The following is a 21,234-nucleotide window of genomic DNA, read 5'->3' as shown; positions in this document are numbered from 1 at the left end:
TAAAGGCGCTGCCTCTCCACATACCTCTGATTTGATGCATCATCGGGATTCGAAGATGATCCGTCCCGCGCGGTTGAGCCCAGTTGGGCGTCCCGGAAAGGGTTTTGTCGTGTGGATACAGCCGTGCCTGTCACGCCCGACGCGCGCATCGACCTCTCGACATGATTGCGGCATTCCCGCAGACAGCTACGGTCGCGAGTATCAGATGAAGAAATAATCGCTGGCATGAATCGACACGCCGGCGGCAAAGGTGATGGTCTCGTGCGCCAGGCCGTCGGCCGAATTGACGGTCCAATGAGTTGTATCGCTCTGGGTGAACGTCGCACCATCGGCGGCAAGGCCGTAGCCGATGAAATGTAGCTGATCGCCGGCCGCCGCGCCATTGCCAGCGAAGTCGCCCACGGTGTCGCCGATCGCCTGTCCGCGATGAAACACGAAGCTGTCATTGCCGACGCCGCCAATCAGCAGATCCATGCCGCCGCCGCCATCGAGGATATTGTCGGTGGCATCGCCAAAAATTGTATCGTTATAGGACGAGCCGGTGACGTTCTGGATCGCCCAGAGTTCGCCGTTGAATCCGTTCCAAGTGGCATGCGCGCCGAGATTGGCGATCACGGCTGTGGTGGCATGGGAAAAGCTCGCAGTATCGTTGCCACCGCCGCCGTAAAGGCGGTCTCCTCCGCCGGCGCCGCCGTCAAGGATGTTGTCTCCGGCATCGCCGAAAAGGGTGTCGCCCAGCGCAGTTCCGATGACGTTCTCCACGCTCCAAACCTCTCCGCTAAATCCGTTCCACGTGGCGTGTGCACCGAGATTGACGATGGTAGGCGCTGCGGAACTGGCGAAGCTCACCGTGTCATTGCCGTCGCCGCCGTAAATGCGGTCGCCGCCGCCGTTGCCGCCATCAATCACATTGTCCGACGCATCACCGAAAATCGTGTCGGCATAGGCCGAGCCCACCACATTCGCGATGCTCCACATCTCGCCCGCGGCACCGTTCCACGTGGCGTGTGCGCCTAGGTTGATGATGGCGGCCCCAGTCGCATGCGCGAAGCTGACCGTGTCATTGCCGCCGCTGCCGTAGAACCGGTCGCCGCCACCGGCGCCGCCGTCGAGCACGTTGTCAGTCGCGCTGCCGAAGATCGTGTCTGCGAACGCCGTGCCGATGGCATTCTCGATGCTCGCCAGCGAGTCGTAAGTCCCGTGCCAGACAATGTTGGCGCCCAGGTTGATGATCACGCTGGTGGATGCGTTCTCATAGCTGACCGTGTCGCGGCCAAGCGTTCCGTAGAAGTTTGACGCGGACGCGGTGCCGTAGAACGTTATGCCGGTCATCGCCGAGAAAGTGGCGCTGGTCGAAAGGAGCCCGTCAGAGAACATCATCCATTCGACATTGAACAGCAGATCGCTGCCGGTTGGCGACCCGGCACGCAGGTCAACGACGTTGAGGGCGCCGTTGGACAGAAACGAGTACTGATATTGCCCGCTGGCACCATCAAAGACCGCAATATCCGTCCCGTTGCCGCCATCGAGATAATCGTTGCCGCTGTCGCCATACAGATAGTCGTTGCCATCGACACCGTACAAGACGTCCGCGCCGGCACCGCCGTGCAGGAGGTTGCCCGATGCACTGCCGGTCATCATGTCGTTTCCGGCGCCACCGATGGCATTCTCGATCGACGCCGACAGCGCGATGCCAATGTTGCCAACCAGTCCGCCGATCGAGCAGAACGAGCCTGCATTCAGATTGATCGTCTGGGCCTGAGCGTAGCCCGAACAGTCCAGTGTGTCGTTGCCGCCGCTGTCGAATATGGTCAGTGCGGGAGCGCGGCTGTAGGCGCTGAAGTCGTATATGCTGCCGGCGCTCGAATGAAAGCCGTAGACAGTGTCGCCGAGACGCGTAGTGGTCGAAGCGCCGTAAATCGTCGCCATAGCATAGATGTCGGCCATCTGCGGCGTGACCACGTAGCGGTACGAGCTGCCGCCGTAATTGTTCTCGGGGAAATACGACATAACAGAATATTGCCAGGTGTCGTTGGCAAAGAGGTTGTCGGTACCGTATGCCGCCGACCCGTTATAGGGGCCCTGGTGTCCGAGACCGAGGGCGTGGCCGGTTTCGTGTAGATAGGTCTGGAAGCCGTAGCTGTCGATGCCGGTCTTGCCGTCGTTGGCGCCGCCGTCGGTGGTGATCCAGTCCGTGCTGATGTTGATCGTCGCGGAGGTGAGTATGCCCGACCCGTTGTAGGAATCGTTGGTCACGGCCCGCATCGACCCGGAATGGGCGTATGTGATTTGCGCGGCCGTATGCACCTGAACGAAGGTGATGTTGGCGACCTCGTGCCAAGCCGTCAGCGCAGAAACTGCAAGGAACTGCTCGGCGGCATTCAACCCGTCTATATTGTATGTGACCGTCGTCGGAGACCAATGGTGGGCAAAAAGGCCATTGCCGATCCAGAATCCGTTGACCAAATAGTCGGCGAGCTGCGCGACGGTTCCTGTGGGCTGCGTCATCGATAATGCACCTATGTGAGCCCAGCGCCCGTCATCCGGCGAGCGCGAATCGCAAACTTTATACGTGGTCAAATCAAGCAACGGCAAGAATGAACGAGACTTTAACGGCCGGAAGCTTCGGGAGCAATATGGCACCAGTAAAGGCGCCGAGTGCCCGCCAGCGGCGCGGCTGCCAGGTGTCGATGACCGAGTGTCCCGGCATTGGGCGTCCGGTGCACGAGAGCGTCAGCAACCTATTCGCTTGCGCTACTAGCATTTGCGACGGTGTCGTCACGCTGGGCCTTCCCAATCGCCAGGATCGACCAGACGCAAACGACAAAGAAAATCGTAATTAACGCCAAGCTCATCATTCGGTTTGATTCCATTCTTGGAGCCATGGATCGGTACTGCTTGGGTTTGCTCTGAGCTGCTCCGCTTTGCGAAGATGTTCTTCTGTCGAAATCAGAAAATAGCTGATGATTGACATGATCGTTCCGAGCGCGGACCCCGCCGCTACCCACCACAATTCTCGCACCGAGATCTCGCATTTCAACGCTGTGTCATCTGGCAGACTATTTTGGTATTCTTTGTCACCCATCAGTCTCACACTCCATTTGCGCTGAGGTGACCCCTGCGATTTCGCATGCTAATGCTGGCACTCGGGAGACCTTACGGGGGCCGGTAGAATGGCATGCCTACCTATGGCACGGTATACGGAGCTGGCGTGAACAAGCACTCATTTTGGGATAGCTTGGTCCTGAGGCGACAATCCCAATATTTCGGCACCATGATGCCCGCTATCAAAATAGCGAAACACACGAGACAAAAGACAGCTAGCCGACCGTCTGCTTTCATCCCACCATATTAGCGGATGGCGGGGCGGGCGTCATCCTTGCCCATGCGCAAGAACCGCACTGAGATTGAGGCGGCCCGTGCGGCCGATCCATGGCCATGGCTTGATGATCTGCTAACCTGGAGCAGGCGCAACGGATCACCATGACGACGCGATGGGCCTACCGCAGTCAACCGCTTAAACGGACGGGATCACGTTGGAACTCCGCCTATCGAGCATCGTTCCCCGGCAGGTGCGCTGTCTGCGCTGAGCTCAGAGCGATCGTGAAAGAAAACTACAATCGTCTTTCCGAGCGGCATTAAAGTTGAACGGTGGTCGCATGGAAGGTCGCTGGTCGCACCCCGGAACGTGTCTCGTAACTTCATATTCAATCAGTGAGGCTGCACCCCAACGCGACTTCGAAACGGTCCGTCGCATTGGAGTCCGCCGGTGCAGCGGGCTTTTTATTGGTCAGTGGGTGTTGGTGTCTTTTCACTTCTCCAAGTCCGGCCTTGGCGTATCCGCCAGGCTCCGGGTCGGTGGTGTGCTGAGCGTTCCGCTTCCATAGCTCGTTACTCTGTGATCGCTTACCCCAGTCCTGCTTATCGCGGTCGTCATCGCTTGGAGAGGTTATTTTTTCGGCGCTCACGTCTGTCTTTCCAGTTAGATGTTCGTAACCTCCGCTTTCATCGTGCGTTCCCTGTTTAGGCGGAACGAATCCAAATTGTGCCGTTTGAATAGGCATGAGAGACGATCCTGACCGTGTTCACTTCGCTGTCCTCATGGAAGAGGCGATCCAGATTGCATGGGACTATCTGGAACGGGCAGGCGAGATCGAGGACGCCGAGTTCTGCAGTCACACTCTGCTGCACTCTGTCGAAACCATGATCCGGCAGGGGGTACGGAGCCGCCTGCTACTCTCAAACAGAGCCATTGCTCAATACATGGAAGCTCTCGAAGCTCGCACGCTTCAGGCGGCCTCGTAGAAGGGCAATGACAATGGTGATGGGCGGAAATCGAACTTTCTTCAGACGCCAGCAGACGGGCGTTGGATGGCTCGTCGAAAAGTGGCTGGCTTATTGTCAGGCTGAAATATGTCGACGGTCGAACCGGCGGCCTCAAGAGAAGTAAAGGGCGACGATAACCTAGGACTTGGCGTCCTCGTCATTTTCCTGCTGGTGCTGGGCTTGCCCTTACTGCTCTTGTGATGCCTAGAGCTAGGCCACTGACAGCAAGAATACTGCGGTCGCAATGAGCACCACAGCTGTCATCGCCGCGATCATCATTGAAAGCACGCGCATGGCCTAACGAAGCGGGTGCGTACCGGGTCATCAAGAGCGAATTGCCAGGATCAGATATGCAGAGCAGAATCGGTCAATGGTGGACAGACACGCACGATCAGAGGCAAGAAGCGGAACTCGCCGCCGCGCTTGCGGTCCAGCTGGCGGCGGTCGCTACGGTGAGCCTACGGTTAGCCGTACGGATGTTGGCTCCGCTCGGGGGCGGGGCAATTGGCCAGTTCCGATGCATGCCGGACAATATGGTGGAGATAGACGCCGTCATGACCCATGCGATGGCTGCAAAAGTTTTGGCTGCCAGATCCGAGGCGTTGAGCGAATCCAAGGGGGCTTCTCGGGCGGCTTAAACGGTCGCATCCTGGCGGATGTGCTTCCGGGGTGCTTCCGGCGGTATAAAGAGAGAAGGCGGCGTTTCGCCCTAAGTCATTGAAAAGACTGGTGCTGCCAGACAGGATTGAGCTGTCTATCTCTCCAAAGATTGCCTCAGACGGCCGTCTTGCGCCGCGGTGTCGCGGGTTTGCGGACCTGCACCGCGTTGACCGCCGGTGCCTGTGCCAGCAGGCGGCCCAGCATGTCGATCAGCTTTTCGACTTCCTTCTCATCGAGGCAATCCAGCAGGACCCGTTCGCGGTCCAGCGCCAGCTCGATGATCCGGTCATGCAGCGCGCGGCCGGATTTGGTCAGGATGACGACGCGCCTGTTGTCGCCGGCCAGATCGGTCACTGTCACGCTGCCGTTATCGACCAGAGATTTAAGGGTGCGACTGACGAGACCCTTGTCGAGATCGAAATACTGGCAAATCTGTTGTGCGGTGCACGCGTCTTCGCTGGCGAGCTTCGAGAGGATTCGCCATTCCGTGACGCCGACGCCGAATTCGCGCCGATAGGCACTCGAGGCACCCGCGGCGAGCTTGTTGCCCAGGAAATTGATGAGCGCCGGTACATATCGTCCATGGTTGATCACCGGCTTTGTCATCTGGATACGATCTGCAATCTGAAATGAACGGAAATCGAGCGGCCCGTGAATGCTTGGCTAGACTTTAGCAGCATGCCACGATGCGTCGGAATTACGCAGTTCAACAGACCGCGTTGTGTTGTCAACCCAGCCGTTGACAGGTCAACATGGCTCCGTTATCGCGGGCGATCATCATCGCGGGCGACAGCGTATGGGGACTATGACTTCACGGCCTTGAAGAGCCGGCATCACCTACAGAGGAGGAATTAATGCTGAGGAATTTCATTTCCGCGACCGTGGCTGCTGTCGGCGTGCTGTCCATCGGCGGGCTCGCGCAAGCGCAGGAGACCGTCAAGATCGGTCTGATCGTGCCGATGACCGGTGGTCAGGCTTCGACCGGCCAGCAGATCAACAACGCCATCAAGCTCTATCAGCAGAAGAACGGCGACACCGTTGCCGGCAAGAAGGTCGAAGTCATCCTCAAGGATGACGCGGCGCTGCCTGACAACACCAAGCGCCTCGCGCAGGAACTGATCGTCAACGAGAAGGTCAACATCATCGCCGGCTTCGGCGTCACGCCGGCTGCGCTCGCCGCTGCGCCGCTCGCGACCCAGGCCAAGGTGCCGGAAATCGTGATGGCTGCCGGCACCTCGATCATCACCGAGCGTTCGCCCTATATCGTGCGCACCTCGTTCACGCTGGCACAGTCCTCCACCATCATCGGTGACTGGGCTGCCAAGAACGGCATCAAGAAGGTCGCGACGCTGACCTCCGACTACGCACCGGGCAACGACGCACTGCAGTTCTTCAAGGAACACTTCACCGCCGGTGGCGGCGAGATTGTCGAAGAGGTCAAGGTGCCGCTCGCCAATCCCGATTTCGCGCCGTTTCTGCAGCGCATGAAGGACAGCAAGCCCGACGCGGTGTTCGTGTTCGTGCCCGCCGGGCAGGGCGGCAACTTCATGAAGCAGTATGCCGAGCGTGGCCTCGACAAGTCCGGCATCAAGGTGATCGGACCCGGCGACGTGATGGACGACGACCTGCTCAACAACATGGGCGATGCAGCCTTGGGCGCCGTGACCGCGCATCTGTATTCGGCAGCCCATCCGTCGGCGATGAACAAGGAGTTCGTTGCGGCTTACAAGAAGGCCTACAACACCCGCCCGGGCTTCATGGCCGTCGGCGGCTGGGACGGCATCCATCTCGTCTATGAGGCGCTGAAGAAGACCGGCGGCAAGGCCGATGGCGACAGCCTGATCGCGGCGATGAAGGGCATGAAGTGGGAGAGCCCGCGCGGCCCGATCTCGATCGATCCGGAGACCCGCGACATCGTGCAGAACATCTATATCCGCAAGGTCGAGAAGGTGGACGGCGAACTCTACAACATCGAATTCGCGACCTTCGAGGCGGTGAAGGATCCCGGCAAGACGAAGAAGTAAGCGACACTTTTTCGGAAGTGTAGTAAGCTCCGCCATCGGCAATTTCCCTCCCCGCGCTTGCGTGGGGAGGGGTAGGGTGGGGCGCCACACGCGCCGCTCTTTATGCGGCACCACCCCCGCCCGACCGGCCCAAAAGGGCCGGCCACCCTCTCCACGCAAGCGGGGGAGGGACAAGACAGAAAGTGCTCACCATCCCATGACCCTTCTCACCATTCTGTTCGACGGCGTCGCCTACGGCATGTTGCTGTTCGTGCTGGCGTGCGGGCTGGCGGTGACGCTGGGCCTGATGAACTTCGTCAACCTCGCGCATGGCGCCTTCGCCATGGCAGGCGGTTATGCCTGCGCGATCCTGGTCAATCGCGCCGGCTTGCCATTCTTTGCGGCTTTGCCGATTGCTTTCGTGGTGAGCGCTGCGATCGGCGCCGTGCTGGAGCGATCGCTATATCGCCACCTCTATACGCGCAGCCATCTCGACCAAGTGCTGTTCACCATCGGCCTCGTCTTCATGTCCGTGACGGCGATGGACTACTTCATGGGCTCGTCGCAGACCTTTATCCATTTGCCGGATTATCTGCAGGGTCAGATCAATCTGTTCGGCCTTGGCGTCGGCCGCTATCGCCTGATGATCATCGTGATCTGCGGATTGCTCACCATCGCATTGCAGATGATCCTGTCGAAGACGCGCTTCGGCAGCCGGCTGCGCGCCGCGGTCGACGATCCGCGCGCTGCGTCAGGTTTGGGCATCAACGTTCCGCAGGTCTTCGCGCTGACCTTTGCGTTCGGCTGTGGGCTTGCTGGTATGGGCGGCGCACTTGGCGCGGAAATCCTCGGCCTCGATCCGTATTTCCCGCTGAAGTTCATGATCTACTTCCTGATCGTGGTGACGGTCGGCGGTTCGTCCAGCATCACCGGGCCGTTCCTGGCATCGCTGCTGCTGGGCATCGGCGATGTCGCCGGCAAATATTACGTGCCGAAGCTCGGCGCCTTCGTGATCTACACCATGATGATCGTGATCCTGATCTGGCGCCCGAACGGCCTGTTCGGCCGCACCGCGGCGCGGTGAGGGCATCATGAGCGCAAACAGCACCACCCATCCGGAAGTCGGCACCTTCGCCATGGCGCGTGCGCAATGGCGCTGGCCCGAAGTCGTGTTCTGGCTCGCCGCCGCAGGCTGCATCCTGCTGTTCCCGAACCGCTACCTGATCCTGACCGAGATCGCCTGGCTCGCGCTGTTTGCGCTCTCGCTCGATCTCATCCTCGGCTATGCCGGCATCGTGTCGCTCGGCCACGCCGCATTCTTTGGCTTTGGCGGCTATGCGGCGGGGCTGCTCGCATTACACGGCATTGTCACGGAGCCTGTGATCGCATTGGTCGTTGCTGGTCTCGCCGCGATGGCGCTTGGCTTCGTGACGAGCTTTCTCGTCATGCGCGGGTCAGATCTGACGCGGCTGATGGTGACGCTCGGTATTGCGCTGTTGCTGCGCGAACTCGCCAACCGCTTTTCAAATATCACCGGCGGATCCGATGGCCTTCAGGGCATCGAGATGGCGCCGATCCTCGGCCAGTTCTCGTTCGATATCTTCGGCAAGGTCGGCTTCATCTATTGTCTCTGCGTGCTGTTCGTCTTGTTCCTGCTGGCGCGACGCATCGTGCATTCGCCGTTCGGCCTGTCGCTGCGAGCGATCCGCAACAATCCGCTGCGCGCCTCGGCGATTGGCATTCCCGTCAATCGCCGGCTGATCGCGATCTACACCATCGCCGCCTTCTACGCAGGCGTTGCCGGTGCACTCTCGACGCAGACGACGGCGCTCGCCTCGCTCGACGGTTTTGCCTTCGATCGCTCGGCTGACCTGATGCTGGTCCTGATCATCGGCGGCACCGGCTATCTCTATGGCGGCTTGATCGGTGCGGTGATCTTCAAACTGCTGCAGGAGCTGTTCTCGACGTTGACGCCGCAATACTGGCAGTTCTGGATCGGCGCCGTGCTGGTGGTCATCGTGCTGATCGGCCGCGACCGCATGCATCGCTGGGCGATGTTCCTGCCGCGCCTGATCGCAAGCAAGTTCAGCCGCGCCAAGACGCCGGTCGTTGCGCCGGAAAGTGAGGCGCCATGACCATCGCGCTGGAAACCGTCAATCTCGAAAAGTCCTTCGGTGGCCTCCGCGTCACGCGCGATCTGTCGCTGAAGATCGAGGCCGGCGCGCGTCACGCGCTGATCGGCCCGAACGGTGCCGGCAAGACAACCGTGATCAATCTTCTGACCGGTGTGCTCAAGCCCAATTCCGGCCGCATCTTCCTCGAGGGCAACGACATCACCGGACTGCCGGTGCACAAACGCGTCTTGCGCGGGCTGTCGCGCACCTTCCAGATCAATCAGCTCTATCCCGACATGACTCCGCTGGAGACGGTCGGTCTCGCTGCGTCCGAACATCTCGGCCATGGCAGCGACTGGTGGCGTCGCATGGGCACCCGCAGTGACGTCAATGACGCGATCGCGGAAAACCTCGCGCGCTTTCACCTGCTCGACGTCATGAACGAGCCGACGGCGACATTGCCCTATGGCAAGCAGCGCCTTCTCGAGATCGCCGTCGCCATCGCCACCAAGCCGCGTGTGCTGCTGCTCGACGAGCCGGCTGCGGGTGTGCCGGAAAGCGAGCGCCACGATATTCTCTCGGCCGTCGCCAGCCTGCCGCGCGACGTCACCGTGTTGCTGATCGAGCACGACATGGATCTGGTATTCTCCTTTGCCGATCGCATCTCTGTGCTGGTTGCGGGCGCCATGCTGGTGGAAGGCCCCCCGGACGAAGTGGCGCGCGATCCGCGCGTGAAGGCCGTGTATCTGGGCGAGGGCGCCGATGTCTGATCTTCTCGACATCAATGACCTGCGCGCGGGCTATGGCGAAGCCGTGGTCATTCCCAAGATGACGCTGCAACTCGGCGAAAGCCAGGTACTGGCACTGCTCGGGCGCAACGGCACCGGCAAGACCACGCTGATCAATTCCATCGTCGGCGTTACCCGCCGCTTCAGCGGCACGCTGAAGCTCGGTGGAAAAGACATCACGTCGCTGCGGCCGGACCAGCGTGCGCGAGCCGGCATCGGCTGGGTGCCGCAGGAGCGCAATATCTTCCGCTCGCTCACCGTGGAAGAAAACATGACTGCCGTGGCGCAGCCCGGGCCATGGGACGTCAAGAAGATCTACGAGATGTTTCCGCGGCTCGAAGAGCGCAAGAACAATTTCGGCAATCAGCTGTCTGGCGGTGAACAGCAGATGCTGGCGATTGGCCGTGCACTGACGCTCAATCCGCAGGTGCTGCTGCTGGACGAACCGACCGAAGGCCTTGCGCCGATCATCGTCGATGAATTGCTGGCAGCGCTGGGCAAGATCACACGCGCCGGCGGCATCTGTTCCATCATCGTGGAACAGAATGCCCAAAAAATACTCGGGCTTGCCGATCGTGTCGTGATATTGGAACGCGGTACCATCGTGCATGATGCAACGAGTGCAGCGTTGAAATCCGATCCTGCCGTGCTGGAGCATTTCCTCGGCGTCGCCGGCGCGGCCGGCAGCAAGAATAAACACACGGCCGGCACACCCGGCTGATCTGCAAACCGAGCATTCTGGAGTAACGACTATGCAGAGAACCAAAGCCCCGTTCCGTGCCGACGAAGTCGGCAGCCTGTTGCGGCCCGCATCGATCAAGGAAGCGCGCGCCAAGCTGGAGAAGGGCGAGATTTCGGCTGACGATCTGCGCAAGGTCGAAGACATCGAGATCGAGAAGGTTGTGCATCGCCAGGCCTCGACCGGCCTCAAGCTCGCCACCGACGGCGAGTTCCGTCGTTCGTGGTGGCACTTCGACTTCCTCGCCAAGCTGACTGGCTGCGAACTCTATCATCCTGACACCGGCATCCAGTTCACCGGCGTCGAGACCCGTCATGACTCGGTGCGCGTGATCGGCAAGGTGGATTTCCCCGACGATCATCCGATGCTTGCGCACTTCAAGTTCCTGAAGAAGCACTGCGACACCGCCGGCGTCACCGCGAAAATGACCATCCCGTCGCCGGCAGTTCTGCATTTCCGCGGCGGTCGCAAGGCGATCTCGAAGGAGGTCTATCCGGATATCGAAGTGTTCTTCGAGGATCTGGCCAAGACCTATCGCAAGGCGGTGAAGGCGTTCTACGACGCCGGCTGCCGCTACCTGCAGTTCGACGACACGGTCTGGGCCTATCTCTGCTCGGAAGATGAGCTGAACAAGGTTCGTGCGCGCGGCGAGGATGCCGACAATCTGCAGCAGATCTATTCGCGCATCATCAATTACGCGATCGCCGAGCGTCCTGCGGATATGGTGATCACCACGCATGTCTGCCGCGGCAACTTCCGCTCCACCTGGATTTCGTCGGGCGGCTACGAGCCAGTGGCCGAAACGCTGCTCGCTGGTACCAATTACGACGGCTACTTCCTCGAATACGATTCGGACCGTGCCGGCGGCTTCGAACCGCTGCGCTTCCTGCCGAAGGGCAACAAGGTCGTCGTGGTCGGTGTGATCACCTCGAAGTTCGGTGAGCTCGAGAAGAAGGAAGACATCAAGGCGCGCCTGCAAGAGGCTTCGAAGTTCGCGCCGCTCGAGCAACTGGCCGTGTCGCCGCAATGCGGTTTCGCGTCCACCGAGGAAGGCAATATCCTCAGCGAGGAAGAGCAGTGGGCCAAGTTGAAGCTCGCGGTGGATGTGGCGAACGAAGTGTGGGGCAAGTAAGCCCGCTGTCGCCTGACTGGCGGCTCGCCAACAAAAATGCCCGGCTTTTGCCGGGCATTTGCATTTAGTCTCCTGACGATGAGCTCTCAGGACTTGCCGCGGCCCACGCTTTCATAGGTGAAGCCGGCCTTCTCCATCTCCTCGGGGCGGTAGATGTTGCGCAGGTCCACGATGACCGGCTGCTTCATCTTCTGCTTCACTTGCGCGAGGTCGAGCGCGCGGAATTGTTCCCACTCGGTCACGATCACCAGCGCGTCGGCGCCAGTCGCGCATGCATAGGCATCGTCGCAATAGGTGATATCCGGCAGTTCGTGCCTGGCCTGTTCCATACCGACGGGATCGTAGGCCTGCACGGTCGCGCCGAGATCCTGAAGCGCGGTGATCAAGGGGATCGACGGCGCCTCGCGCATGTCGTCGGTGTTGGGCTTGAACGTCAGTCCGAGTACGCCGACGGTCTTGCCGCGCAGATTGCCGCCGAGCGCGGCAGAAACCTTGCGGGCCATGGCGCGCTTGCGGCTATCGTTGACGGTGAGGACGGCCTCGACGATCCGCAGGGGCGCGTCATAGTCTTGACCGGTCTTGACCAGTGCGCGGGTATCCTTCGGAAAACACGAGCCACCGAAGCCGGGACCCGCATGCAGGAATTTCGCGCCGATGCGGTTATCGAGCCCGATGCCACGCGCGACGTCCTGGACATCCGCGCCGGTCCGCTCGGCCAGATCGGCGATTTCATTGATGAAGGTGATCTTGGTCGCGAGGAACGCGTTGGCGGCGTATTTGATCAGCTCGGCCGTGCGCCGACCCGTATACATGATGGGCGCCTGATTGAGATAAAGCGGACGATAGATCTCCGAGATCACTGTGCGTGCGCGCTCGTCGTCGGTGCCGACCACGATCCGGTCGGGATGCTTGAAGTCGCGGATCGCGGCGCCTTCGCGCAGGAATTCCGGGTTTGACGCCACGGCGACGTCGGCGTCGGGATTGGTTTCCCTGATGATACGTTCCACATCGTCGCCGGTGCCGACCGGCACGGTCGACTTGGTGATCACCACGGTAAAATCGCGCAGGTTGGCGGCGATCTCGCGCGCGGCGGCATGCACGTAGCTGAGATCGGCGTGGCCATCGCCGCGGCGGGACGGGGTGCCGACCGCGATGAACACGGCATCCGCCGTCTTCACGGCTTCACTGAGGTCGAGACTGAAGCCGAGCCGGCCGCTTTTCACATTGCTGGCCACCAGCGCGTCCAGGCCGGGCTCGAAGATCGGGATCTCGCCACGGAGCAGGGCGTCGATCTTGCTGCTGTCCTTGTCCACGCAGATCACGTTATGGCCGAAATCGGCGAAGCAGGCGCCGGACACAAGGCCGACGTAACCGGTGCCGATCATCGCAATGCGCATGGAGAAAGCCCGTTTTGAGTGATCGAGAGGCGAGAATTTGAACTTGCCACATCCTAGCAGAAGCGCACGACTTTCACACGACGGCAGGCGGATCGAAGGGGGCATTTCATCTGTGGGCAGACTGTGCTAAAGAGTGGGCCAAGCATAATTCTGCCCACTTCCGGTCACATCCCCGCACATGAAGAACGATCAGATCCTCGGAATCATCTCGGATTTCTGCCGACAGGCGGAGATGGCGGAGTCGACCTTCGGTCGCCGGGCCGTCAACGACGGCAAGCTGGTGAATCGCCTGCGTGAGGGAAAGCGCATCACCATCGACACGTTGGAGCGGATTCAGGCCTTCATTGCCCAATCGATGCCGGAGGGCGTGCCGCCGCCACGCGGGCTGGAGCCGCCAATCGAACGTCGCGATCCGCGCAGCAATTTCCGCTTCTTCGAGAACCGGCAGAAATACCTGCTGTTTGTCCATACCTGCTCGGAAAAGCGGGTCATTGCCGATCGCGTCGGCCTCGAATTGGCAAGCATCCATCCGCGCCCGCCTGCGCTGCGGGTGTTCGATGCGGGCGTTGGCGATGGCACGGTGCTGGCGCGGGTGATGCGCTCGATGCACGGCCGTTTTCCGCATATGCCATTCTATATCGCCGGCAAGGAGCTCAGCCTCGAGGACGTCCGGCTGACGCTGGATAAGGTGCCGGATCGGCTGTTCGAACATCCAGCCACGGTCTTCGTGCTGACCAACATGCACTATGCTGAGGCGCCCACACTGACCCCGGCATCGCCGGCCGCCGCAGCCGCCATGATCTGGCACGAAGTTCCGCTGCGGGGCGCTTCGTCCGGCGAATTCGCTGACCAGATCGCCGGACTTGGAGCTTTTCTTGAGGACAACTGGCGGGCCAGCATCAACCCCCGATCAGGCATGCCGACCTATGAACGGCCCGTGGCGCTGGTGGTTTATCGCGAGGATCACCGGTTCCTGCTGGATTCTATTATCCCCCGCGCAGGGCGCACGGAGGCCAATTTTGACCTGATTATCGCCTCCCAGCCCTATCGGGCGAAGTCTTCGGTACAATTTCGGGCCAAACGGATCATGGCGCCGCTGGCCCGGGCGCTGCGGGCAGGTGGGCGACTGATCGGTATCCACTCGCATGGGCAGGACCCCGGTATGGAGATCGTCCAAGCCGTCTGGCCCAAAGAAAACCCTTTCGCCGTGAGCCGTCATGAGCTATTGCGCGCAGTGAAATACGAGCTGGGCTCAGCCGGCCGCGATCTGAACTTCAATGCCTATTCCGACCAGCGGTCGATCTTTCGCTACGCCATGGAGGCGCTGCCGAACGAGGTGACCGGATCGATCGGAACTTCGACGGCTTTTGCAGCGTGGAACGCGGCGGTTTACGTGGCTCAAATCGAGGATGACCGTTTGACGGAAGTGACGGAGAGCGGCCGTTACCTGGATGCCACCCGAGAAGTTTTGCGCAAGCACAACGGTCTCTGGTTCTACGACGAATCCTACGTCATCTCGCGGCGTCGCGACTGACATTTCTGGAACAATGTGACAAAGGCTGCCGGGCTCCGGCGCAACCTAGAGGACCAGTTGATGCGCGCGTCTTATCTCTTCACCAGTGAATCGGTTTCCGAAGGCCATCCCGACAAGGTCTGCGACCGTATCTCCGACGAGATCGTCGATCTGTTCTTCCGCGAAGGCCCGAAGGCGGGCATTGATCCTTGGGATATTCGCGCTGCCTGCGAAACCCTCGCCACCACCAACAAGGTTGTGATCGCCGGCGAGACCCGCGGTCCATCCACCGTCACCAACGACCACATTGAAGCCGTCGTTCGCGCCGCCATCAAGGACATCGGCTACGAGCAGGACGGTTTCCACTGGAAGACCGCCGACGTCGAGATTCTGCTGCATCCGCAGTCGGCCGATATCGCACAGGGCGTCGATGCCAAGCAGCCGACCAATGCCGAAGAAGGCGCTGGCGACCAGGGCATCATGTTCGGTTACGCTACCAACGAAACGCCCGAGCTGATGCCGGCACCGATCTTCTACGCGCACAAGATTCTGCGCCTGATCTCGGAAGCCCGTCATGCCGGTACCGAAAAGGTGCTCGGTCCGGACTCCAAGAGCCAGGTCACCGTGCAGTACGAAAACGGCAGGCCCGTTGGTGTGCGCGAAATCGTCGTCTCGCATCAGCATCTCGTTGAGGACATGACCTCGAACCAGGTGCGCGAACGCGTCGAGCCCTACGTCCGCAAGGCGCTGCCGGATGGCTGGATCAGCGACAAGACGATCTGGCACATCAACCCAACCGGCAAGTTCTTCATCGGCGGTCCCGATGGCGACGCAGGCCTGACCGGCCGCAAGATCATCGTCGACACCTACGGCGGCGCAGCCCCGCATGGTGGCGGTGCATTCTCGGGTAAGGACTCCACCAAGGTGGACCGTTCGGCCGCTTACGCTGCGCGTTACGTCGCCAAGAACATCGTCGCCGCAGGCCTCGCCGACAAGGCGACGCTGCAGCTCGCTTACGCCATCGGCGTAGCGCGCCCGCTGTCGATCTATGTCGATACTCACGGCACCGGCAAGGTCGCTGACGATGCCATCGAGAAGGCCGTTGCTGCCGCGATGGATCTGACGCCGCGCGGCATCCGCAAGCATCTCGACCTTAACAAGCCGATCTACGCCCGCACGTCGGCCTACGGTCATTTCGGTCGCACGCCGGATGCCGACGGCGGCTTCTCCTGGGAGAAGACCGACCTCGTCGATGCGCTGAAGCGCAACGTCTGATCTTACTTTCCCTTTCCCCCGGCGAAGCTTTGCGCAGCGGGAGAGGGTGCCTTCGCGAAGCGAAGGCGGGAGAGGGCCCACGACCAGCCCCCTCTCCGAACCGAGTATGTCGTGACCGTCTGTGCAGCCCTCTCCCGCGAGGGGAGAGGGCGCAATTATGAGCGTCCGCGAGAACCTCTCGCACTATAGGAACAAGGATTCAAATATGACCGCCCCCAACGGTTTCACCGACTACATCGTCAAGGACATCAACCTCGCCGCCTTCGGCCGCAAGGAGCTCTCGATCGCCGAGACCGAGATGCCAGGCCTGATGGCCACCCGCGAAGAATACGGCCCGAAGCAGGTGCTGAAGGGCGCCCGCATCGCCGGCTCGCTGCACATGACCATTCAGACCGGCGTGTTGATCGAGACGCTGAAGGCACTCGGCGCCGACATTCGCTGGGTCTCGTGCAACATCTATTCGACCCAGGATCACGCAGCGGCCGCGATCGCCGCCGCCGGCATTCCGGTGTTCGCCATCAAGGGCGAAACCCTGACCGAATACTGGGACTACACTGCAAAGCTGTTCGACTGGCACGGCGGCGGTCACCCCAACATGATCCTCGATGACGGCGGCGATGCCACCATGTATGTCCATCTCGGCCTCAAGGCAGAGAACGGCGACACGGCGTTCCTGGACAAGCCCGCTTCGGAAGAAGAGGAAGTGTTCTTCGCGCTGCTCAAGAAGCAGCTCAAGGAAAAGCCGAAGGGCTACTTCAAGGCGATTGCCGAGAGCATCAAGGGCGTCTCGGAAGAAACCACAACGGGCGTGCATCGCCTGTACGACATGCAGAAGGCCGGCACGCTGCTGTGGCCCGCGATCAACGTCAATGACTCCGTCACCAAGTCGAAGTTCGACAACCTCTATGGCTGCCGTGAATCGCTGGTCGACGGCATCCGCCGCGGCACCGACGTGATGATGTCGGGTAAGGTCGCGATGGTCGCCGGCTTCGGCGACGTCGGCAAGGGCTCGGCCGCTTCGTTGCGCCAGGCCGGCTGCCGCGTGATGGTCTCCGAAGTCGATCCGATCTGCGCGCTGCAGGCGGCGATGGAAGGCTATCAGGTCGTCACGATGGAAGACGCCGCGCCTCAGGCCGACATCTTCGTCACCGCGACCGGCAACAAGGACATCATCACCATCGAGCACATGCGCGCGATGAAGGATCGTGCCATCGTCTGTAACATCGGTCACTTCGATAACGAGATCCAGATCGCGTCGCTGAAGAACCTGAAGTGGGACAACATCAAGCCGCAGGTCGACGAAATCACGTTCCCCGACGGTCACCGCATCATCATGCTGTCGGAAGGCCGCCTCGTGAACCTCGGCAATGCCATGGGTCACCCGTCCTTCGTGATGTCGGCATCCTTCACCAACCAGACGCTGGCGCAGATCGAACTCTATGCCAACAACAAGGACGGCAAGTACAAGAAGGAAGTCTACGTGCTGCCGAAGTCGCTCGACGAGAAGGTGGCGATGCTGCATCTCGCCAAGATCGGCGTGAACCTCACCAAGCTGCGCAAGGACCAGGCCGACTATATCGGCGTGAAGCAGGAAGGTCCGTTCAAGGCAGACCACTACCGCTACTGAGTTCGGTTTGCCTATGACGGGCGTCAGGTCATCGATGCGATAAACTCGCAGGCTGACCTGACGCTTGCTAAACCCGCACCGGTCGCAAGGTCCGGGCCAACTGCGGCTTGAGTGCCCATCGCAGTTGTGCCGGACGCAACATCAGTTGCTGTCTTCGACAGAGCTGTTCGAGCCTGCTCGCTATTAACGTTTTTACGAATCTCTTTTAGCAAGGCGACGGCTCCCGCCAATTGAGGGCAGGCGGCCGATGTGCCTGAGAAAATCCCCCAGCCCGTGCCCTTTCGGTTGGACGAGAAGTTCAGACCATCCAATGTGGAGGTGGGTGGAACCGGCAGCATGATATGATTTTTCTGTGGATTCGAGCCTGCCGCACCTACGACCCCACACAGATCGGGAATTCTACGCCCAGGATAGAACTGGCTCTCGAACGAGCTGGCATAGCTCGATGCTTCGAGTGATCCGTCCTCAAGGATGGTCACACCACCTGCCGAAATCACTTGGGGCATACAGCCTGGAAACGCGTGATGGCCGTTGCCTGAAGAGAACACAACGATAATGCCGGCTTGAACGGCGTCGGACAGGATGGTCTCGATATCGACCATCTCGTTGAAGAAATTTGGGTCCGCGATCTTGAGCTGATCACGCGACCTGACGTCTACATCATACCCCCATGAATTCGACATAACATCAGGACCGAGGCCGATCGCCGCTTCCAGTGAAGACGCCGCGCTGATGCTGCTCTTGACGCCATACACCGTGCAATCCGGCGCAATCGCGAATATATTGGCGCACTCGCCAGTGCCGTGTCCGGTTGGATCATCCTGCGGATTCTCTGCTCCTGGCGCGGCGGAAGCGATGAGTTTGTAGCCGTTCGCTGCGAAGAACGGGTGCGGGAAGAATCCGCTGTCGACCATAGCGACTTTGACGCCACGTCCGGTCCAGTCCTGTCGATGGGCACGCGGCGCGTTCAGCGCAGCGCGGACGTCATCGAGATGGAGATGGGGAACGTCTTCCGATGGCGGGCGATAGGAGGCGCTGTAAAATTCAATCGGACGAGGAATGTAGGCGTAGTCAATTGTATCCTTAAGCGGAGTGGGTATTTTGAGGGCCTTCTCTGGCACCAGGAAAGTTTCGGCTTGTGGCGTCCGGTTCTTGTGGCGATCAGAATATTCGCCGGGCTGCAACGTCACGCCGAACAGCTCATTGAACTCCTGTCGGCCCATTGCAAGCTCGACGCGATTCTTTTCGGTCGGTTTTACCTCTACCGATCTGTTTGCAGCGAAGTAGTTGAGAGCCGAACGTGCCCGAGCCGGATCTGGTGAGAATTCCTGCGGTTTTATCTGAATGGATTCCAGAGCAAAATCGAGCCGAGGTGCGCGGCTGCGCGATTTCGGCACCAACCGTACAACGACCTGATCCGCCACGATTACCCCCACCGATGGTTAGTTACGGAAACGGGGTCGGCCTTCTCGGAAAATATGCCCGATAACCCATCCCGCCCGGAAGCCGACCAAAGGTCGGCTCACCTTTAAATTGAGGTGAGTTCTCGATAAAATCAATGCGTGTTTCAAAGAATTGTTCAATTAAAGATTGCTTTCCTTCGACCATGAGGCTCCTTGGCGTAGCCGCCTCAATAGAAAAGCCTGCCGCATTAAGCTGGCTGCCCGCGGTTGTCGAGATCCCAGCGCTCGGGGAATCTAGAGCGATCCGTAGTGTCAGGATTGGGTCATTGTTGTCGGGCATTCGATACCTCGAACCGGCCTAGCCAGGATAATAGCACGAAACGTCCGGGTATCGAGCAGTCCTCCAGCTTTGTATCTTGCCGCGTTCGTGGTCCGCTCAGCGTAGAATATCCCGCACCATCGGAATGACCTTTGTTCCGTACAGCTCGATACACGTCATCAGCTTCTCATGCGGCAATGGTCCCGCGCTGTATTTCAGATCGAAGCGCGAAATGCCGAGCGCCTTCGCGGTTTTTGCGATCTTCTTCGCCACGGTCTCTGGCGATCCCACATAGAGCGAGCCGTGTTCGGCTTCCTGGTCGAATTCGCGGCGCTGCATCGGTGGCCAGCCGCGCTCCTTGCCGATGCGATCGCGCATTGCTTTGTAGTCGGACCACAGTTCTTCGCGCGCCTGCTCGTCGCTGGCGGCGACATAGCCCGGCGAATGCACGCCGATCGGCTTCACCGGTCGATCAATCTGTGCGTAGGCGCGATGATAGAGATCGACATAGGGTTTGAACCGCTCCGGCTCGCCGCCGATGATCGCCAGCATCAGAGGCATGTCATAGCGCACCGCGCGAACGACTGACTCAGGACTGCCGCCGACGCCAATCCAGGTCTTGAGCGTGCCGGTCTCGACGGGCGGATAGACGCGCTGATTGGTGAGCGGCGGGCGGGTCGTGCCGCTCCAGGTCACTTCCGACTCGGACGCCAGCGCTGCGAACAGATCGAGCTTGTCCTCGAACAGCGTCTCGTACTGGTCGAGCTTGAAGCCGAACAGCGGGAAGGATTCGGTGAACGAGCCGCGGCCGAGGATGACCTCGGCGCGGCCGTTCGATGCGGCATCCACGGTGGCAAAGCGCTGGAAAACGCGGATCGGATCGTCGGAGCTCAGCACGGTCACGGCGGATCCGAGGCGAATACGCTTGGTGCGTGCGGCGATGGCCGCGAGCACGACTTCGGGCGCGGATACGGCGAAGTCGGCGCGGTGATGCTCGCCGACACCGAAGAAATCGACACCAAGCTGGTCGGCCAGCACCGCTTCATCGATGACGTTACGGATCACCTGTGCGTGCGACAGCATCTCGCCGTCCGCACCGCGTGTGACGTCGCCAAATGTATCGAGACCGAGTTCGAGAGGCATGAGCGGTTTCCCTGACGAGCGCTGAAACGAAAAAGGCCGCGCGTGACGCGCGGCCTTTCGCAGTAAAGGCGTGCCTGACTTACTTGGGTTTGGTGATTTCGAACTTCAAGGTGCCGATGCCATCGACGCCGCATTCGACCTTGTCGCCCGGCTGAAGCGCCGCCACGCCGGCAGGGGTGCCGGTCAGGATGACGTCGCCGGCGCCGAGTTCGACCTGCAGCGAGAGCTTGGAAATGATCTCGGCGATGTTCCAGATCATCTCGGACAGGTCGCCCTTCTGGCGTTCGGTACCGTTCACCGAGAGCCAGATCTTACCCTTGGAGGGGTGGCCGACCTTCGAAGCGGGGACGAGCGCGCCTGACGGCGCCGACATGTCGAACGACTTGCCGATTTCCCAGGGCTGCTCTTTCTTGCGCGAGATGGTCTGGAGGTCGCGGCGGGTGAGATCGACGCTGACGCCATAGCCCCAGACGTGATCGAGTGCCTTTTCCGGCGAGATGTTGAGGCCGCCGCTCTTCAGCGCGACAACGAGTTCGACCTCGTGCTGCATGTCCTTGGTCAGTGTCGGGTAGGGGATCTCGCTGCCATCCGGTACGATCATATCGGCGTGCTTGGCGAAGAAGAAGGGAGGGTTGCGTTCATCATTGCCGAGTTCGCGGATGTGCTCGAGATAGTTGCGTCCCACGCACCAGACACGGCGCACCGGGAATTTCGAAGTCTCGCCCTGAACGGCGATGGCGGCCTGCGGCGGAGGGGCGATAACGAACGATGCGGTCATGGACGGCTCTCGGGCTG

Annotated in this window: 19 protein-coding genes; 10 read left to right on the top strand and 9 right to left on the bottom strand. The window is 60.5% G+C overall.

The annotated features are described in order from the left end of the window. Nucleotides 1–201: 201 nt before the first annotated feature. The 3 genes from LPB73_RS15730 to LPB73_RS15720 all read right to left on the bottom strand — a co-directional run bounded on the left by LPB73_RS15730 (nucleotide 202) and on the right by LPB73_RS15720 (nucleotide 4,064). On the bottom strand, nucleotides 202–2,595 hold the full coding sequence (locus LPB73_RS15730) for a M10 family metallopeptidase (RefSeq protein ID WP_231077448.1): 2,394 nt from the start codon (nucleotides 2,593–2,595) through the stop codon (nucleotides 202–204). Between the two features lie 259 nt (nucleotides 2,596–2,854). Beyond that, nucleotides 2,855–3,085, bottom strand: a complete 231-nt coding sequence (locus tag LPB73_RS15725; RefSeq protein ID WP_231077447.1) for a hypothetical protein — start codon at nucleotides 3,083–3,085, stop codon at nucleotides 2,855–2,857. Nucleotides 3,086–3,707: 622 nt separating this feature from the next. Beyond that, nucleotides 3,708–4,064, bottom strand: coding sequence for a hypothetical protein (locus tag LPB73_RS15720; RefSeq protein WP_231077446.1), 357 nt, complete (start codon nucleotides 4,062–4,064; stop codon nucleotides 3,708–3,710). Between LPB73_RS15720 and LPB73_RS15715 the strand changes: the two genes are divergently transcribed. Next, nucleotides 4,063–4,305: a hypothetical protein gene (locus tag LPB73_RS15715; protein WP_231077445.1), complete on the top strand. Its 243-nt coding sequence runs from the start codon at nucleotides 4,063–4,065 to the stop codon at nucleotides 4,303–4,305. The genes LPB73_RS15720 and LPB73_RS15715 overlap by 2 nt on opposite strands. Nucleotides 4,306–5,100: 795 nt before the next feature. Here LPB73_RS15715 and LPB73_RS15710 read toward each other — a convergent pair. Then, nucleotides 5,101–5,592 (bottom strand): MarR family winged helix-turn-helix transcriptional regulator, encoded by a 492-nt coding sequence (locus LPB73_RS15710; RefSeq protein ID WP_231077444.1) that lies wholly within the window; start codon nucleotides 5,590–5,592, stop codon nucleotides 5,101–5,103. Nucleotides 5,593–5,840: 248 nt separating this feature from the next. Here LPB73_RS15710 and LPB73_RS15705 point away from each other — a divergent pair, with 248 nt between their 5' ends. The 6 genes from LPB73_RS15705 to LPB73_RS15680 all read left to right on the top strand — a co-directional run bounded on the left by LPB73_RS15705 (nucleotide 5,841) and on the right by LPB73_RS15680 (nucleotide 11,762). Next, the gene (locus LPB73_RS15705; RefSeq protein ID WP_231077443.1) at nucleotides 5,841–7,010 is read left to right on the top strand and encodes an ABC transporter substrate-binding protein; all 1,170 of its coding nucleotides are present in this window, start codon (nucleotides 5,841–5,843) and stop codon (nucleotides 7,008–7,010) included. A 196-nt stretch (nucleotides 7,011–7,206) separates the two neighbouring features. Then, nucleotides 7,207–8,073 (top strand): branched-chain amino acid ABC transporter permease, encoded by an 867-nt coding sequence (locus LPB73_RS15700; protein ID WP_231077442.1) that lies wholly within the window; start codon nucleotides 7,207–7,209, stop codon nucleotides 8,071–8,073. 7 nt (nucleotides 8,074–8,080) lie between these two features. Further along, the gene (locus LPB73_RS15695; protein WP_231077441.1) at nucleotides 8,081–9,124 is read left to right on the top strand and encodes a branched-chain amino acid ABC transporter permease; all 1,044 of its coding nucleotides are present in this window, start codon (nucleotides 8,081–8,083) and stop codon (nucleotides 9,122–9,124) included. Then, complete coding sequence (locus tag LPB73_RS15690; protein ID WP_231077440.1) at nucleotides 9,121–9,873, top strand: ABC transporter ATP-binding protein; 753 nt, start codon at nucleotides 9,121–9,123, stop codon at nucleotides 9,871–9,873. Before LPB73_RS15695 ends, LPB73_RS15690 begins: the two co-directional genes overlap by 4 nt. After that, nucleotides 9,866–10,612, top strand: a complete 747-nt coding sequence (locus LPB73_RS15685; protein ID WP_120290649.1) for an ABC transporter ATP-binding protein — start codon at nucleotides 9,866–9,868, stop codon at nucleotides 10,610–10,612. Before LPB73_RS15690 ends, LPB73_RS15685 begins: the two co-directional genes overlap by 8 nt. 31 nt (nucleotides 10,613–10,643) lie before the next feature. Then, on the top strand, nucleotides 10,644–11,762 hold the full coding sequence (locus tag LPB73_RS15680; protein WP_231077439.1) for a cobalamin-independent methionine synthase II family protein: 1,119 nt from the start codon (nucleotides 10,644–10,646) through the stop codon (nucleotides 11,760–11,762). An 86-nt stretch (nucleotides 11,763–11,848) separates the two neighbouring features. Here LPB73_RS15680 and LPB73_RS15675 read toward each other — a convergent pair whose 3' ends face one another. Then, nucleotides 11,849–13,159: a UDP-glucose dehydrogenase family protein gene (locus LPB73_RS15675; protein ID WP_231077438.1), complete on the bottom strand. Its 1,311-nt coding sequence runs from the start codon at nucleotides 13,157–13,159 to the stop codon at nucleotides 11,849–11,851. 178 nt (nucleotides 13,160–13,337) lie between these two features. On the opposite strand from LPB73_RS15675, the gene LPB73_RS15670 reads away from it, so the two are divergent. The 3 genes from LPB73_RS15670 to ahcY all read left to right on the top strand — a co-directional run bounded on the left by LPB73_RS15670 (nucleotide 13,338) and on the right by ahcY (nucleotide 17,574). Beyond that, complete coding sequence (locus LPB73_RS15670) at nucleotides 13,338–14,693, top strand: hypothetical protein (protein ID WP_089268228.1); 1,356 nt, start codon at nucleotides 13,338–13,340, stop codon at nucleotides 14,691–14,693. Between the two features lie 60 nt (nucleotides 14,694–14,753). Next, a complete protein-coding gene (gene metK, locus LPB73_RS15665; protein ID WP_231077437.1) occupies nucleotides 14,754–15,947 on the top strand; it encodes a methionine adenosyltransferase in 1,194 nt (397 codons plus the stop codon). Nucleotides 15,948–16,152: 205 nt separating this feature from the next. After that, nucleotides 16,153–17,574 carry an adenosylhomocysteinase gene (gene ahcY, locus LPB73_RS15660; RefSeq protein WP_231077436.1) on the top strand — a complete coding sequence of 474 codons (1,422 nt, stop codon included), beginning with the start codon at nucleotides 16,153–16,155 and terminating at the stop codon, nucleotides 17,572–17,574. Between the two features lie 23 nt (nucleotides 17,575–17,597). Here ahcY and LPB73_RS15655 read toward each other — a convergent pair whose 3' ends face one another. The 4 genes from LPB73_RS15655 to LPB73_RS15640 all read right to left on the bottom strand — a co-directional run bounded on the left by LPB73_RS15655 (nucleotide 17,598) and on the right by LPB73_RS15640 (nucleotide 21,217). Further along, nucleotides 17,598–18,998 (bottom strand): S8 family serine peptidase, encoded by a 1,401-nt coding sequence (locus LPB73_RS15655; RefSeq protein WP_231077435.1) that lies wholly within the window; start codon nucleotides 18,996–18,998, stop codon nucleotides 17,598–17,600. Between the two features lie 22 nt (nucleotides 18,999–19,020). Then, nucleotides 19,021–19,317 (bottom strand): hypothetical protein, encoded by a 297-nt coding sequence (locus LPB73_RS15650; RefSeq protein WP_231077434.1) that lies wholly within the window; start codon nucleotides 19,315–19,317, stop codon nucleotides 19,021–19,023. Nucleotides 19,318–19,413: 96 nt separating this feature from the next. Further along, a complete protein-coding gene (locus LPB73_RS15645; RefSeq protein WP_231077433.1) occupies nucleotides 19,414–20,439 on the bottom strand; it encodes an LLM class flavin-dependent oxidoreductase in 1,026 nt (341 codons plus the stop codon). Nucleotides 20,440–20,518: 79 nt separating this feature from the next. Beyond that, complete coding sequence (locus LPB73_RS15640; RefSeq protein WP_231077432.1) at nucleotides 20,519–21,217, bottom strand: fumarylacetoacetate hydrolase family protein; 699 nt, start codon at nucleotides 21,215–21,217, stop codon at nucleotides 20,519–20,521. Nucleotides 21,218–21,234 lie beyond the last annotated feature (17 nt).

Origin of the sequence: Tardiphaga sp. 37S4, from assembly GCF_021044645.1 — a bacterium.
GTDB lineage: Bacteria > Pseudomonadota > Alphaproteobacteria > Rhizobiales > Xanthobacteraceae > Tardiphaga > Tardiphaga robiniae.
The sequence above is the reverse complement of the archived record's forward strand: the minus strand, read 5'-3'. Positions and strand labels throughout refer to the sequence as shown.